At 56.7% G+C, this 13,912-nt stretch carries 13 protein-coding genes and 1 pseudogene; 7 read left to right on the top strand and 7 right to left on the bottom strand.

Features of this window, described 5'->3' with window-relative positions:
• Both GSQ81_RS07895 and GSQ81_RS07890 read left to right on the top strand, forming a co-directional pair.
• Positions 1-271 (top strand): annotated as a pseudogene (locus tag GSQ81_RS07895) (CDP-diacylglycerol--glycerol-3-phosphate 3-phosphatidyltransferase); the annotation flags it as partial.
• 111 nt (positions 272-382) lie between these two features.
• Positions 383-1,342 carry a hypothetical protein gene (locus GSQ81_RS07890; RefSeq protein ID WP_158910227.1) on the top strand — a complete coding sequence of 320 codons (960 nt, stop codon included), beginning with the start codon at positions 383-385 and terminating at the stop codon, positions 1,340-1,342.
• A gap of 6 nt (positions 1,343-1,348) precedes the next feature.
• Here GSQ81_RS07890 and GSQ81_RS07885 read toward each other — a convergent pair whose 3' ends face one another.
• The gene (locus GSQ81_RS07885; RefSeq protein ID WP_158910226.1) at positions 1,349-2,893 is read right to left on the bottom strand and encodes a fumarate hydratase; all 1,545 of its coding nucleotides are present in this window, start codon (positions 2,891-2,893) and stop codon (positions 1,349-1,351) included.
• Positions 2,894-2,923: 30 nt separating this feature from the next.
• Positions 2,924-3,184, bottom strand: coding sequence for a hypothetical protein (locus GSQ81_RS07880; RefSeq protein WP_158910225.1), 261 nt, complete (start codon positions 3,182-3,184; stop codon positions 2,924-2,926).
• Positions 3,185-3,250: 66 nt separating this feature from the next.
• On the opposite strand from GSQ81_RS07880, the gene GSQ81_RS07875 reads away from it, so the two are divergent.
• Positions 3,251-4,651 carry an aspartate ammonia-lyase gene (locus GSQ81_RS07875; RefSeq protein ID WP_158910224.1) on the top strand — a complete coding sequence of 467 codons (1,401 nt, stop codon included), beginning with the start codon at positions 3,251-3,253 and terminating at the stop codon, positions 4,649-4,651.
• Between the two features lie 124 nt (positions 4,652-4,775).
• Here GSQ81_RS07875 and GSQ81_RS07870 read toward each other — a convergent pair whose 3' ends face one another.
• Positions 4,776-5,462 carry an outer membrane protein gene (locus GSQ81_RS07870; protein ID WP_158910223.1) on the bottom strand — a complete coding sequence of 229 codons (687 nt, stop codon included), beginning with the start codon at positions 5,460-5,462 and terminating at the stop codon, positions 4,776-4,778.
• Positions 5,463-5,600: 138 nt separating this feature from the next.
• Here GSQ81_RS07870 and GSQ81_RS07865 point away from each other — a divergent pair, with 138 nt between their 5' ends.
• Entirely contained in the window at positions 5,601-6,146 is a 546-nt protein-coding gene (locus GSQ81_RS07865; protein WP_158910222.1) for a cytochrome c, read from the top strand.
• 217 nt (positions 6,147-6,363) lie between these two features.
• On the opposite strand, the gene GSQ81_RS07860 is transcribed toward GSQ81_RS07865, so the two are convergent.
• Entirely contained in the window at positions 6,364-7,518 is a 1,155-nt protein-coding gene (locus tag GSQ81_RS07860; protein WP_254060071.1) for a DUF481 domain-containing protein, read from the bottom strand.
• Between the two features lie 899 nt (positions 7,519-8,417).
• Between GSQ81_RS07860 and GSQ81_RS07855 the strand changes: the two genes are divergently transcribed.
• From GSQ81_RS07855 to GSQ81_RS07845, 3 genes are all read left to right on the top strand, one after another.
• Positions 8,418-9,155: a GvpL/GvpF family gas vesicle protein gene (locus GSQ81_RS07855; RefSeq protein WP_158910220.1), complete on the top strand. Its 738-nt coding sequence runs from the start codon at positions 8,418-8,420 to the stop codon at positions 9,153-9,155.
• Positions 9,156-9,311: 156 nt separating this feature from the next.
• Complete coding sequence (locus tag GSQ81_RS20255) at positions 9,312-10,943, top strand: OmpA family protein (RefSeq protein ID WP_158910219.1); 1,632 nt, start codon at positions 9,312-9,314, stop codon at positions 10,941-10,943.
• Between the two features lie 69 nt (positions 10,944-11,012).
• Positions 11,013-11,786 (top strand): SDR family NAD(P)-dependent oxidoreductase, encoded by a 774-nt coding sequence (locus GSQ81_RS07845; RefSeq protein ID WP_158910218.1) that lies wholly within the window; start codon positions 11,013-11,015, stop codon positions 11,784-11,786.
• Between the two features lie 20 nt (positions 11,787-11,806).
• Here GSQ81_RS07845 and GSQ81_RS07840 read toward each other — a convergent pair whose 3' ends face one another.
• The 3 genes from GSQ81_RS07840 to GSQ81_RS07830 all read right to left on the bottom strand — a co-directional run bounded on the left by GSQ81_RS07840 (position 11,807) and on the right by GSQ81_RS07830 (position 13,898).
• Positions 11,807-12,028 carry a hypothetical protein gene (locus GSQ81_RS07840; RefSeq protein WP_158910217.1) on the bottom strand — a complete coding sequence of 74 codons (222 nt, stop codon included), beginning with the start codon at positions 12,026-12,028 and terminating at the stop codon, positions 11,807-11,809.
• A 107-nt stretch (positions 12,029-12,135) separates the two neighbouring features.
• The gene (locus GSQ81_RS07835) at positions 12,136-13,176 is read right to left on the bottom strand and encodes a YpdA family putative bacillithiol disulfide reductase (protein ID WP_254060070.1); all 1,041 of its coding nucleotides are present in this window, start codon (positions 13,174-13,176) and stop codon (positions 12,136-12,138) included.
• Positions 13,177-13,190: 14 nt separating this feature from the next.
• On the bottom strand, positions 13,191-13,898 hold the full coding sequence (locus GSQ81_RS07830; protein ID WP_158910216.1) for a response regulator transcription factor: 708 nt from the start codon (positions 13,896-13,898) through the stop codon (positions 13,191-13,193).
• Between the last annotated feature and the right edge of the window lie 14 nt (positions 13,899-13,912).

The raw sequence follows: 13,912 nt of genomic DNA, 5'->3' as shown, positions 1-13,912 counted from the left end.
GGTGGTCGCCGCCATTCTGGCGCACCGCTGGGATTACTGGCTGTGGTTTCCGAGCCTGGGGGGCGGCTTCGTCGTTGGCGTTCACTTTATTGCGGTGACGGCCATCTATTGGATGGCGATAGTCTCGATTATCTCGGCGGTCGATTATTTTGTCGGCTTCTGGAAGAAGATCGACCACGCCAGCGATACGCGCCGCAAACGGCGCAGCTTCGTTCTGAATCGCAAGCAAAAAAGCACCCCACCTGCAGAGCACCCTTCCCGCATCGGCTGATCTGCGCCGTCGGATTGTCTTCCGATGAGGGCCTGTCTGATTGACCTGCTCTTCTCCAGTCCAGTATCGTTGCCTCGAAGTACTTCCAGCCCACTTAGAGAGATTTGCCTCATGCATCGATGCGCGCTGCTCGTCCTCTGCTTTGTCTTTAGTCTTGCTCTCCCCGCACAATCTCCGGGCCCACTCTCGGGCAAGGATCTTGCCCGTCACGATTTTCTCTATGCCGGCGAGGCGAAAGACCGGCAGATCTTCATTGTTCGCCAGGGCAAGATTGTCTGGTCCTACGCTGATCCCGCGGGTAAAGGCGAGATCAGCGATGCGGTCCGGCTCTGTAATGGCAACATCCTCTTCGCTCACCAATTCGCCCTCACCGAGATCAGCCCCGATAAAAAGATCGTCTGGAACTACGACGTGCCTGCCGGTCACGAGGTCCATACCGCCGTTCCTATCGGCAACGACCGTGTTCTCTACATTCAGAACGGCTCGCCCGCTCTTCTTCGCGTCGTCAACATTCGTACTGGCGCCATCGAAAAGGAACTGACCCTCAAGACCAGGACTCCCGTCAGCGTCCACGGTCAGTTTCGCCACGCACGCCTCACCCCGGCCGGGACATTACTTGTTGCTCACATGGATCTCAATAAAGTTGTCGAGTACGACTCCGGTGGCAACGAACTCTGGTCGTTCCCTGCAAAAGGTCTCTGGAGCGTCGCGCCGCTCGATAACGGCAACGTTCTCATTACCGATAGCTTAGGTGTGCGCGAGATCACTCGGCGTGGCGACGCGGTGTGGTCTTTCTCGCCCAGTACCGACGCACCCGCATACAAGTTCGACAATCTACAGCAGGCCTGGCGTCTGCCTGACGGTAATACCGTCATCAACAACTGGGTCAACGAGTGGAGCGCCGTCCCAACTCCCCAATCGCTGCAGGCCATCGAAGTCACGCCCAGCAAGAAGGTCGTCTGGGTCCTTCATTCCTGGGAGTCTCCTGCGAATCTTGGCCCTGCGACTACCTTTCAGTTTCTCGATCAACACTCTTGTCCAGAGGACGCTCACTTCGGTGATATTAAGTAAGGTTGTTCACTGTCCTAAGATCGACACTCCGCCAATTCCTTCAGCGATGCGGCGCGACCACTCCGCCGGCCCTGTGTTGTGGACGCTTGTTCCTTGCGAGTCTACGGCTACGGTGACGGGCATGTCTTTTACGTCGAACTCGTAGATCGCCTCCATGCCGAGGTCTTCGAAGGCCAGCACACGCGAGCTTTTGATGGCCTTCGAGACGAGATAGGCTGCACCGCCTACGGCCATCAGGTAGACAGCTTCGTTATCGCGGATCGCTTCGATTGCCGCTGGGCCGCGCTCGGCCTTGCCGACCATGCCCAATAGACCGGTGGACTCCAGCATCTGGCGGGTGAACTTGTCCATGCGAGTGGCGGTTGTAGGGCCTGCGGGGCCGACGGCCTCTTCGCGTACTGCATCCACCGGACCGACGTAGTAGATGAAGCGGTTGGTGAAGTCGACGGGCAGCTTCTCACCGCGGTTCAGCATGTCGGTCATGCGCTTGTGTGCAGCATCGCGTCCGGTCAACAGCTTACCGTTCAACAGGACGACCTCTCCCGGCTTCCACGTCTTTACGTCGTCGCGGGTGACGGTGTTCAGGTCAACGCGGCGAGCGGTGCTGACGTCGTAGGTCAGCTTTGGCCATGCATCGAGTGATGGCGGCTCCAGCATGACTGCGCCGCTGCCATCGAGATGAAAGTGGGCGTGGCGTGTTGCGGCGCAGTTGGGAATCATCGCCACGGGAAGATTGGCCGCGTGGGTTGGATAATCCAGAATCTTGATATCGAGCACGGTGGTCAGGCCGCCGAGGCCCTGCGCTCCTATGCCCAGCCGGTTGACCCTGTCGTACAGCTCGATGCGCAGCTCTTCGAGCTTGTTCTGCGGTCCGCGTGCCTTCAACTCCTGCATGTCGATGGGATCCATTAACGCCTGCTTCGCCAGCAGCATGGCCTTTTCCGCAGTGCCGCCGATGCCGATGCCGAGCATTCCCGGCGGACACCAGCCCGCGCCCATGGTGGGGACCGTCTTCAGCACCCAGTCCACGATCGAGTCCGAAGGATTCAGCATGACGAACTTTGACTTCGCCTCGGAGCCGCCGCCCTTGGCAGCGACGATGACGTCCACATCGCCACCCTTGACCAGCGAGACCTCGACGACCGACGGCGTGTTGTCCTTCGTGTTCTTGCGAGTGAAGGCGGGGTCGGCGAGAATGCTGCCACGCAATTTGTTATCGGGGTCGAGATAGGCCTTACGCACTCCGGCGTCGCATATGGCTTGCAGGTCCAGAGTGGCGGGTCCACCATTCGGTCCCTGCCATCCGACCTCCATCCCGACCTTCAAGAAGATGGTGACGATGCCAGTATCCTGGCAGATGGGGCGATGACCCTCGGCGCACATGCGCGAGTTGATGAGGATCTGCGCTATCGCATCCTTGGCCGCATGGCTTTCCTCCATCTCATAGGCCCGTGCCAGATTCGTGATGTAATCCACCGGATGGTAGTAGCTGATGTACTGCAGAGCGTCCGCCACGCTCTGAATCAAATCGTCCTGCTTAATGATTGCCATATTTTTGTTGTGCGGTCAGCACAGGATTCATTATCCAATATTTGGATTGGCCTTGGCGTGCTTGACCGGTCTTCGAACACACACCCAGAATGTTCCAATAAAGACGATGAGGGCAGCGATACCAGCAATGGGCATTCCGTAAATGAAGGCAGCGAGTCCTGCCATGGAGTTGTTGTGGGGGTATCTTAGTTCTGCCCACACGATATATGCGATGTTGAAACCCACGAAAACAATCGCAAATCCAATGATGGAGAATCCTAATGCAATCAGGCTACTTATTGTCTTTGTCATGCTCGCTCGATATTCAGAAGGATCATAATTGGTTTAGAGAAGGATAGTTTCAAATAGGTGCTCCTGATGTCCGATACCCGCACGGAAACCGACTCGTTAGGCAACGTTGCCGTTCCTGCCGAAGCTCTCTATGGAGCGCAGACTACTCGAGCCATCTCCAATTTCCCCATCAGCGACCTCAAGGCCAGTCCATTTCTCATCCGCGCGCTGGCAATGGTTAAACATGCTGCGGCTGAGGCGAATCAATCTCTCGGTCTCATCACCACGGAGCAGGGAAGCGCCGTAATGCGGGCCGCGCACGAGGTTATCGACGGCCAGCACCACGACCACTTCGTTGTCGATGTCTTTCAGGCTGGAGCCGGAGTCAGCCTGCACATGAACGCCAATGAGGTGATTGCCAACCGCGCCGGGCAGATTCTCGGCGAACCGCTCGGCAGCTACAAAAGAATCCATCCCAACGACCACGTTAACTATGGCCAGTCCACCAACGACGTCTTCCCCACGGCCATGCGGCTCTCGGTCTTGCTGGCGCTCGAAGATTTCTACCCTGTACTTAACGATCTGGCTGCCAGCTTCGATGCCAAGGCGCGCGAGTTCAAGGACATTCTGAAGGCTGGCCGCACCCACATGCAGGACGCCGTGCCTATCACGCTGGGACAGGAGTTCGCGGCTTACGCCGTTGCCGTCCGGAAGTGTCATCAGCATCTGGGGCGCACCGCTGAATCGCTGCGCGAACTGGGCCTTGGCGGCTCTGCTGTTGGGACTGGGCTTAATACTCATCCCGACTATCGACAGCGGGTCATTGAGAACCTTAGCCGCATCTCCGGTCTCGAACTTCTGGAAACAGAAGATCTCCGCTATGCCATGCAATCGAACGCTGTGATGGCCGACGTCTCCGCCGCGCTACGCACGCTTGCGCTCGAACTGATTCGCATCTCCAACGATCTGCGTCTGTTGTCGAGTGGGCCGAATACGGGCTTCAACGAGATCCATCTGCCCAGCCTGCAGCCCGGCTCGAGCATCATGCCGGGCAAGGTCAACCCCGTGCTCGCAGAACTGACTGCGATGGTTGCGTTTCAGGTCATTGGCAACGATACTGCCACGGCCTACGCCGTACAGGCAGGGCAACTTGAACTGAACGTGATGATGCCTACCATGGCGCATAACACGCTGCAATCCATCACTATTCTGACCAGCACGCTGAGGCAATTGGATCACCACTGCATTCGCGGAATCACGGCTAACCGAGACCGCTGCGCTCACTATGCTGCCAGCACCATTGCGCTCGCCACTGCGCTGAATCCCTACATTGGCTATGCAAAGGCGGCAGCGTTGGTAAAGGAATCGGTTGCTACGGGACAGAGCATCGTAGCCCTTGCCCGCGAGAAAAAACTGCTCACCGAAGAACAGATCGCAGAGATTCTTGACCCCAAAAACATGACGGAACCACATGCCAGAAAGTCCTGACTGCTGTGGTTCCGTCTATTGAGATATTTTTCTGCTCTAACGATAAGACAAAATACAGGATCTCTCCGCTCAGCTGCGGTCGAGATGACGTGATTCTTTGGTCTTACGGAAACACTAAAGAGTTCTAGTTTCTTCCGAAACGATAAACAATCCCAATGTTCAATCCCGCATTATTCTGCACGGTTCCTCCAAAGGTGGTCCCCAGGTAGGTCGGTGTAATCCGAAATGCCAGGTTGGGATAGAGGTTGTAGTCGAGGTTCAGGCCGACGGAAAACGCTGCTCGCGTTTCGGAAGGCCACGTCCCCAGCAGAGACGAAGGAATGCCCTTTGAGCCGCTGTCGAACTTGCCGACTCCCGCGCCGCCGATGGCAAACACGCTCACTGCCGTCTTTTCTTTCGCATAGAAGCGGTAAGAAGGCCCGGCCATGAAGCCGTATTGCGATATCTGCGGGTTGAACTTGAGATAGTCGTTGGTGCCGATCTTGGCATTGCCGAAGGCACCGCGAATGTCAGCCTCGACGCCAAGCTTCGGGTTGAAGTAGCGTGTCCCGCTCAGCCAGAAGGCGACCTCGTTGTTGCGCTGCAGGCCCTCGCCGGAGCGATAGCGCAGATAGCCGCCGCCGCCGCCCACTTCCCACTTGTGGCTGTAGGTGTCCTTGACGATCCGGGCGATTCTTGCCTGGCGGTTGGCGTTCGTCTCTCGCCGTGTCCGCCGCATGGATTGCGCCTGAACGATGCCTGCTCCGCTGGCCATCAATGCCGCCAGCAACATAACCGCTACACACTTTTCCTTCAACTTCAAACCGAACATCAACTGTTACTCCTGCACAAGCTGCGCTTTGCTATTGTTGGAACTTGGAGCGCGCTGCTGGCAAACCAGCGGCGGCCATCCCTTATTAGAACATCCGCCGCCGTTTCCGGGGCGGCTACCGGCAAAGGAGCACATCCGATGGCAAAAAAAAGTGGCAGTGGTGGCTTTGGCAAGGTTTTTTTAGGTTTTCTGATTGGGGTCGCCGCGGTTGCGGTCGGCCTGTTTCTGTACCTGCACTTTGGGCCGCTTCCCGTCGCCGTAGCCGACGCGCCCTTCCCCTATGAGAAGCAGATTGTCCACCTGCCCATGAACGCCCGCATCGACCATGAGGTCAAAACCCCGCCCTTCGGCACCAGCGAGGACGTCTTCGAGTCAGGCGCCGCCGTATACCGCGCCCAGTGCGCGAGCTGCCACGGTGTCCCCGGTCACGACGTTCTTTACGCGCGCTATATGTATCCCCGTGCGCCTCAGCTCTGGAAAAAGCATGGAAAATCCGATGTGGTTGGTGTCAGCGACGATACGGCAGGAGAGACCTACTGGAAGGTCGCCAACGGCATCCGTCTCACCGGTATGCCTGCCTTCAACCACGTGCTTACCGACACGCAGATGTGGCAGGTCAGCCTTCTGTTGAAGAGCGCCAACACAGAGCTACCATTGCCGGTGACGCAGATTTTGACCAGGTAAAAAGAGACGGGAAAGAGTCAAGAAAAGCCTGATTAAAGTTGCTGAACTCCGATGACATTCCCTCAGTGGCTAAAGCCACGTTGAAGCAGCGTCACTGGCGGACGGGCTGAAGCCCGTCCCTTTCAAAGCCTGGACTTAATCAGGGTTTTCTTAAAGACGATGAAATTAAAAGAAATAGGCGGTCTCAACCGGGTATGGGTTGAGACCGCCTATTTTCTTATTTCAATGTGTAGACGATAGCAGTGATGAACTGGAAGCTGTTCTTCTTGTATCCGGTAGCTGGCATGTTGAGGTAGTTGTCCGTGCCATTCACTCCCAGGCTGATTCGCTTATAAGTAGGCAAAGCCAATCCAGCAGTTGCGATCGCCGAATAGGCTTGCGGATTATTGAACGCAGGCAAAATGCTGGCGCTCTCGGTAAAGACGATCTTGCCCGGCAGATTGCGGTGGTACGCCTCGCCAATCGTCGAACCGATCAGGTTCTGGTTGGGGATGCGCGGGTTATCCACGGTAATCGGGTCGGGCTGGATGAAGGACTGCATCTCGTAATGGATGTCGGCCTTAAGATCGAGTTGCTGTACCGGAGTCAGGATGGGGGTCCAGCCGAAACCGCCGCCGTAGACCTGCTGCATATTCAGGCCCTGCGCGAAGTTGTGGTCAAAAGAGACTTCGCCCAGCGCGTAGAAGCGGGGAGTGAAATAGAGATCATGCTCGGCATCCGCATGAAAGATGCTCGTCTTCGCCTCAGAAGGAGGTGTCGGGGGTGTTGTCTGCGGAATCACCGGCTGGGTCAACTTGCCGTAGCTCTCCAGCAGGTTGAAGGTGGTGCGTGTTTTGGGCGGCAGATAAGGCACGGTTGGAATCGCCCGTATCAGGGCGATGCCAGCGTTAAAGCTGGTTCCCGTCTGGCTCGATCGGACCAGCGAAGCACCGCCTGAGACGGACCCGGCCCATCCATGCAAAAAGCTTGGATTGTGTGCCACTTCCTTGTCGTAGGTCGCCTGGTCGATGATGAAGGCAAGGTCCTTCACCGGTACTGTCTCCGGGGTACCCGCCTGGGTCTCGACGCTTATAGCATTGTCTCCATAGGCGATAGCACCCGGATGCCGGGTGATCTTCGTCGGCTTCTCATCTTTCCGAATGACGACAAAGCTGCCATGCGAGCGCAGCTCCTTGATCTTGCTCAACGGAACCGTGATCTCGCCCGCGGTATCGCTTTTGAAGACGATGCTGTCGCCCACGCCGCGTTCGATGGTTCCGGTCAACTGGTCGCCATTGGTAAACACGATCACGTCGGACTTCGGGGCTGCTGCCGCTCCCTGCGCCACAGCACTGTGGGACAGGATGCCTGTCACCAGGCAGAGGGCAACCAAGCTCCAGATTCGTTTGGCACTGTAGGTGAAATTATTGGATGGACTCATCCCTTTAAAATAACGTAGCCTCAAGCGCTCGGAGAGTGAATTGTGAATCCTATTGTTCGTGTCATTGGAAAGATATTGCGTATGGTAGGCATATCGAGCCCGGAAGACACCCTTCCCAAGCGCAGGGTTGCACAGGACCCGCCCTCCTGGCGTGACCAGGCTCCGTCAAAAGGGAATGACTCGCCCCGCTAACCCCCGCTCAGGCTGCAAAATCCGGGCCTCTTGCCATCGAGTTAGATATCGAATAAATAATTGATTCTATTGCCATAATCGATAATTCATCGAAAAATGCTCGTGAAATCGTCTGTCAAGGCTCGAATCCCCTAACTCAAACAAAATAAATGGAATAGAGGATTTCGGCTCGATTCCTCCAACAAGATAAAATAAGGAATAGAGAAAGCAAAGAAAAGGCCCGGCAAAGCGCTGGGCCTAACTTGTTTATAAATAAGGATTTGCATGCAAAGTGCCTGGAATGAATACTTTGTGAAAATTATCCAGCTAAACCTTTGATTCGAGATGCTTTGCATAAAATTACCCTCGGGGGTGGGGTACGCCCCGCAAAAGAGGGAATCCGAAGAAAATTCACCATTCAGCGTAATTTTGGGTCGGCTCTGTTCCTGCAAGTTCAAGCACTTAGCGGAAAGATTAGGAAATTCTTGCCAACCGTCTTCCAATAGGCATACTATCCGTTTCGCGTTCAGTCGAGGCCGCTAATCGCGCACCTTGCCTGAATCCGAAATAATTACAAATGCAGAGTGTTCAATCAAACTTTCGCATCAGTATGAGTTCCATAACCCAACTTCCTGATGGGGCAGTTAGACCCCTCAGTGCGCTAAAGGAAGGTATAAGACATGGCATGGTACGCCTATTGCATCGCAGAACGGCAGTCGTTCCCGGAACTTTGTCGACACCGTCGTCCAATGCCCCTTACCGGAGTCTCAGGCCTCTTCGGTAATCAGGCATTCTTGTTTCCCGCCAGTGATTTGGCCGTCATCGTCTCCGAGCACAGCGCCGAAGATCATGAACGGCTCGACCAGCAAGCTGCAAAAGACCATGCCCGCGTCATCGCGGACTGCTTCAAGCTCTCAACCGTCCTGCCGTTCCGTTTTGGCACCACCTTTCAGGATGACGACGCCCTCCGCCGCTCCGTCCGCTCCAACCAGCGTCATTTCCAGGCCAACGTCGAGCGTCTTCGCGGCAAGGCCGAGATGCACCTCAAGGTCCTCGTGGACGACACCTGCCCTGGCAACTCCGCCCGCGACATGACCGTCGGCCAGCAGTACCTCACCAGCCTGCGCGAGAGCGCCAGCCGTCAGCGGGAGCGCCAGTCCAAGGCCCGTGCACTCTCTGTTCAGATGCATCGCATGTTCCTTCCCATCGCTGAAGAGATTACCTGCAAACGGATGGACTCGGGCAAGATGCTTTTGGATATCGCCCATCTCATCGATAACAAGACGGTTGAGCGTTATCAAAACAAGTATTCCTCGGCCACTCTGCAACTGAAAGAGTGCCGTATGCAACTCTCCGGGCCGTGGCCTCCGTACCACTTTGTGCATCGTTCCAGCACATCGCAGCAACACTCTGCTTAGTTCTTCCAAACTGCTCCATTTTCTGCTAGATCGAAGAAAATGGGGCAGTTCTGCGACTATAGGACTACCTTTGCCCAAGACCGGGCATCGAAAAGTAGTAGGAGAATGCCTGTTTGGAAATATTCGTCAGCGCATTCCGGAACGCCAGGAGAGATCATGAATCGAACGATAGAAAACTTTTCCACGCGGGCTTTATCCGCGTTTTTATTTGCCGGTGTCGCGTTGTCGACCCTGCCCACTGCCTTTGCTCAGACGACCAGAACGACAACGACGACACAAACCACCAGCCCGACCGAGGATTCGACGACCATCACTAAAAAGAATGGGGTCTACTTCTATCAGGTCAAAGTCGTGCATCGCGATCTGGATGCCGTGAATTATCTGCATCGCAGCAGCAGCACCCGGATCGGATTTCGAGGGACCTCGCTCCTTCCCAATGGTAAAGGCGAGGCCAAGGTCCAGAGTGAGCGCGGCCGTATCACCATCGACGCCGAGTTTAAGGGCCTCACCCCGGCCAACGGCTTTGGCCCCGGCTACCTGACGTATGTTCTTTGGGCGATCACACCCGACGGCCGAGCGACCAACCTCGGCGAAGTGCTGCCGGCAGGAACCAAGAACAATATCCATGTGACCACACCGCTCCAGTCTTTTGGAATGATTGTTACCGCCGAGCCTTACTTCGCCGTCACCGAGCCAAGTGACGTGGTCGTGCTGCAAAACGACATCATTCAGGACAAGACGAACGGCGTGCTGGAGAAGGTAAATGCTCACTACGCGCTTCTGCCGCGCGGCTTCTATGCGCCGACAGACGGCTCCAAAACGAATGACAACCCCATCACCCGTGATGAAAAGGCGCCGTTGGAGCTGTATCAGGCCTACAACGCAGTCCGCATCGCCCAGGCAAATGGCGCGGACCAGTATGCCAATGACATCCTGACTGAGGCGAAGCAGGACCTTCAGAATGCCGCCGATATTCAAAGCAACAAAAAGGGCGACCGCAAGATGGAGATCACCTTTGCCCGTCAGGCCGTCCAGCGTTCCGAGGATGCTCGGCTGGTGACTTTGCGTAAGAAAGACGAAGAGCGCCAGTTGAATGCGCAGCGTGCCGCGCAGCAATCGCAGTTGGCGGCGCAGCAGTCACAACTTCAGGCCCAGCAGGCGCAGATGCAGGCCCAACAGGCCCAGCTTGAGGCAGAGCGTGCTCAGGCAGCCAAGGCAAAGGCAGACGCAGAGGCCGCAGAAGCCCAGGCTCGCGCTGCAGAGGCCAACAAGAGCGCCGAGAGCGCAAACGCTACCCGTGAGCGGCTACGCAGCCAGTTGAACAGCGTGCTTGCCACCAGCGAAACTGCTCGCGGTCTGATCGTCAACATGTCCGATGTGCTCTTTGACACTGGCAAATACAGCCTTAAGCCGACGACCCAGATCAGCCTCGCCAAAGTGGCTGGAATCCTCCAGGCGTATCCCGGCTTGAAACTCCAGGTTGAAGGTTATACCGACAGCGTAGGAAGCGACTTGATGAACCAGAAGCTCTCTGAGAATCGTGCCGATGCCGTCAAGGCCTTCCTCATTGGTCAAGGGGTGCAGCCGGACAACATCACGTCCACCGGCTATGGCAAGAGCAATCCCGTGGCGGACAACGGAACGGCCAAGGGCCGCGCACAAAACCGCCGTGTGCAGCTTGTCGTCTCGGGCGATGCGATTGGCGTCAAGGAGTCCAGCCCAGACGTAACCGCTCCACCGGCACCGGCAGCCGCTCCCAATGACACCGGAACTGCGAATCCGCAATAGGCAGCCGGTCAACCAGTAAAGGCGAGGTGCCGTCCTACACGGCACCTCGCTTTTTGCTATAAGGAAGCTATGAGATCCTTACAGGGAAAGATCGTCTTTGTTACGGGAGCAAGCTCGGGAATCGGTAGAGCGACAGCGTTGGCTTTTGCCCGCGAGGGTGCCAGGCTTTTGCTGTGTGCGCGGCGTTTGGAGCGATTGGATGAGTTTAAGCAGGCGCTCCTCCAAGATGGAGCACCAGAGGTGCACGTCTTTGCCCTCGATGTTCAGAAGCGTTCTGCGGTCGAAAAGGCCCTTGAAGAGCTTCCGTCCGAATGGCAGGAGATTGACGTGCTGGTCAATAATGCCGGACTGAGCCGCGGCCTGACCAAGCTGTATGAGGATGACCCGCAGAACTGGGAAGAGATGATCGATACCAATATCAAGGGTCTGCTCTACGTTACCCGCGCTGTGGTGCCGGGGATGGTCTCGCGTGGCCGTGGGCATGTCATCAATCTTGGATCGACAGCGGGATATATCACCTACGCCAACGGCGCTGTCTATTGCGCGACCAAGGCGGCTGAGAAGGCCATCAGCCAGGGGTTGAAGATCGATCTGATGGGAACTGCCGTGCGCGTGACCTCAGTGGACCCGGGGATGGTCGAGACAGCGTTCAGTTCGGTTCGATTTCGCGGAGACGAAGAGAAGGCGAGCAAGGTGTATGAGAACATCACGCCGCTTCAGCCTGAAGACGTTGCAGACGCCATCGTCTGGGCCGCCAGCCGTCCGGCACACGTCAACATTCACAATATCCTGCTGACGAGCATCGACCAGGCGAACTCAACGGTCTTACATCGTCACAGCTAGCATCGTCACAGCAAGCGCTACTACATGTGGATCGTCCAGCCGAGTTCGGAGAGCTTCTCTTCGATATCGGCTAGGGCGAGTTCGAGTGCCGATCGCCGGTGCGGACTTGAGGTCCGTTCCGATAGAACGCGCTCCCGCTGTAGCTCCAGCGCCTGCCGTTGGCGTTTCCGCTCGGCGGATTCAGCGCTGGCCTTTGCGGGGTCCGGTCGTGGAGCAGCAGCTTGAGATTGTTGTTCTTCCACGGATTTACTCTCCCATCCTCGCGACATAATACTTATTTTACGCCGCCAGATATTAATCTGACGGGATTTGATAGTGAACGGTCACCCCGGAATACTGGCGAAGCCGCTTACTCTGAAGCGCCGACCAGCTTTGCGCGGAGGTCTTCGGCGATGAGCTTTCCGTGGAATCGTCCATTCTCGATAAAGATTTCGTTGGTGCGTTCCCCGGCGACGATGACCCCCGCAAGATAGATTCCAGGAACGTTGCTCTCGAGCGTAGCCGGATCGCACACTGGGCAACGGTCATTGGCCTCATCGAGACGCACTCCCAGCCGTTCGATGAAATCAAAGTCGGGGTGGTAGCCGGTGAGCGCAAAGACGAACTGGTTCGGCAGTGCCACTGATCCCTCAGGAGTCTGGAGTGTCACGTCGTCTTCTGAGATGTTGGCCACTGTGCTGCTGAAGTACGCTTTGATCTCGCCATTTTTGATGCGGTTGTTGATGTCGGGCAGGATCCAGTACTTTACGTGGCGGTGCATCTCCGCACCGCGATGGACGAGAGTTACGCGCGCGCCATGCCGCCAGAGATCGAGCGCCGCAATGGCTGCCGAGTTCTTGCCGCCTATGACGACTACATCGAGTCCATAAAAGGGATGTGGCTCGTGATAGTAGTGGCGGACCTTGTGCAGCTCTTCGCCGGGAATGTCGAGATAGTTAGGCAGGTCGTAGTAGCCGGTGGAGATGGCCAGTTTGCGCGCGCGATGGACAAGTGGGCGGCCAAAGCGGTCGGTGGTGTGAACCGTGAAATCACCGTCGCTGCCTTCGACCCGTTCTACAGTCTCGTACTGGCGGATGTCGAGACGATAGTGCTCCGCGACCTTGCGGTAGTACTCCAACGCTTCGTTACGGTTGGGTTTCTGGTTCGGGCTGGAAAAGGGCATGTCGCCGATCTCCAGCAGCTCTGGCGTGGTGAAGAACGTCATGTGCGCGGGATAGTGAAAGAGAGAGTTGCAAAGGCAGCCTTTATCCACCAGGATCGCGGAGAACCCTGCCCGTTGCGCCTCGATGGCGCAGGCCAGCCCGGTGGGGCCGGCGCCGACTACCAGTAAATCAACCTTGTCTGAAGCTGCACCATCGCTCATGTCTTCAATCTTACTGAAGGTCTGCATCGCCTGATCTAAAGTCAGGCGTTGAGGATGACCAGCTTATGTGCGATGGCGAACAGCGCAAGCTCCAACCGAGTCGAAACGCCGGTCTTGTCGAAGATGTTCGAGAGGTGGCGCTTTACGGTCTCCTCGCTGATGGCAAATTGCTTCGCTACGTCCTTGTTGCTGCATCCTTCGACGATGCAGGTGGTGACCTCCAGCTCGCGCGGGGTCAGACCGTAGGTCTTCCGCTCAGGCACGGCGGCGGCCTTGTTCATCAGTTCGTTCAGGGCGGTCAACAGGTTGGCAACGCGCTCGCCGCCGATCCAATAATCGCCGGAGAGGACTGCCCGCAACGAGGTTGCGAGGTCGCTGGCGACGGCGTCCTTCAATACAATTCCGCGTGCGCCGATCTGCAGGGCTTCGATGACCTGCTGGGTCGAGATGGTGCTGGTCAACAGGATGATTTTGACCCGGGGAGACTTGCTCATGATGGCGCGCATCGCCTCCAGACCGGGAAGGCGTGGCATCTGGAGATCGAGCAAAAGAATATCCGGCTCCAGATCGAGCGTCTGCGTGATCGCGTCATCGCCGTCTTCGGCCTGGCCCACTACCTCGAAGCCTGGCTCATCTTCCAGCATGTTTTTGACGCCGATGCGGACTACGGGATGGTCGTCGGCGACGACAATGCGGATGGGTGTCACTGCGACTGTGGGGGTACCGGCTGATTTCACTGCGTCGTTCATAGGGTCGTTCTCCT

This window comes from Granulicella sp. L56 (genome assembly GCF_009765835.1).
In the GTDB taxonomy this organism is placed as follows: Bacteria; Acidobacteriota; Terriglobia; order Terriglobales; family Acidobacteriaceae; genus Edaphobacter.
The sequence above is the reverse complement of the archived record's forward strand: the minus strand, read 5'-3'. Positions and strand labels throughout refer to the sequence as shown.

Bases quoted from the DNA above. Each gene is read 5' to 3' on its own strand.
- GSQ81_RS07890 (WP_158910227.1), top strand. From the start codon at position 383: ATGCATCGATGCGCGCTGCTCGTCCTCTGCTTTGTCTTTAGTCTTGCT.
- GSQ81_RS07885 (WP_158910226.1), bottom strand. From the start codon at position 2,893: ATGGCAATCATTAAGCAGGACGATTTGATTCAGAGCGTGGCGGACGCT.
- GSQ81_RS07880 (WP_158910225.1), bottom strand. From the start codon at position 3,184: ATGACAAAGACAATAAGTAGCCTGATTGCATTAGGATTCTCCATCATT.
- GSQ81_RS07875 (WP_158910224.1), top strand. From the start codon at position 3,251: ATGTCCGATACCCGCACGGAAACCGACTCGTTAGGCAACGTTGCCGTT.
- GSQ81_RS07870 (WP_158910223.1), bottom strand. From the start codon at position 5,462: ATGTTCGGTTTGAAGTTGAAGGAAAAGTGTGTAGCGGTTATGTTGCTG.
- GSQ81_RS07865 (WP_158910222.1), top strand. From the start codon at position 5,601: ATGGCAAAAAAAAGTGGCAGTGGTGGCTTTGGCAAGGTTTTTTTAGGT.
- GSQ81_RS07855 (WP_158910220.1), top strand. From the start codon at position 8,418: ATGGCATGGTACGCCTATTGCATCGCAGAACGGCAGTCGTTCCCGGAA.
- GSQ81_RS20255 (WP_158910219.1), top strand. From the start codon at position 9,312: ATGAATCGAACGATAGAAAACTTTTCCACGCGGGCTTTATCCGCGTTT.
- GSQ81_RS07845 (WP_158910218.1), top strand. From the start codon at position 11,013: ATGAGATCCTTACAGGGAAAGATCGTCTTTGTTACGGGAGCAAGCTCG.
- GSQ81_RS07835 (WP_254060070.1), bottom strand. From the start codon at position 13,176: ATGCAGACCTTCAGTAAGATTGAAGACATGAGCGATGGTGCAGCTTCA.
- GSQ81_RS07830 (WP_158910216.1), bottom strand. From the start codon at position 13,898: ATGAACGACGCAGTGAAATCAGCCGGTACCCCCACAGTCGCAGTGACA.